The organism is Saccharothrix sp. ST-888, from assembly GCF_000955975.1.
Lineage (GTDB): Bacteria > Actinomycetota > Actinomycetes > Streptomycetales > Streptomycetaceae > Kitasatospora.
This window is the reverse complement of record NZ_JYJF01000399.1, coordinates 1-410: the sequence shown is the minus strand read 5'-3', so window position 1 is coordinate 410 and position 410 is coordinate 1. Positions and strand designations below refer to the sequence as shown.

Genomic DNA, 410 nt, shown 5'->3' with positions numbered 1-410 from the left:
TTCACGGCCCTCCAGGCCGCCGCGACCGCCTTGGACTCGGCGGCGGTGGTGCCTCCGTACAGGTCGGAGGCGGCCTTCAGGGTGCCGGTGCGGGCGGACTTGTAGTCGGTGGTTGAGGTGAAGTAGGTGATCAGCGCGCGGTACCCGATCTGCAGTGCCTTGTCGCGGCCGATGCCGGTGACAGCGGCGCCGTTGGAGGTGGGGGAGTTGTAGCTGACCCCGTTGATCGCCTTCGCGCCGCTGCCCTCGGACAGCAGGTAGAAGAAGTGGTTGGGGACGCCGGACGAGTAGTGGACGTCCAGGTTGCCGAGGCCGGAGGACCAGTAGTCGGCGGAGCCGCCGTCCTTGGACGGCTTGTCCATGTAGCGGAGCGGCGTGCCGTCCCCGTTGATGTTGATCAGCTCGCCGAT

Annotated in this window: 1 protein-coding gene; it reads right to left on the bottom strand. The window is 67.6% G+C overall.

Going from position 1 to position 410, the window contains the following annotated elements; translation table 11 throughout:
- Positions 1-410 (bottom strand): M4 family metallopeptidase (locus tag UK12_RS33275; RefSeq protein WP_045306947.1); only part of this gene is annotated, 410 nt, incomplete at both ends.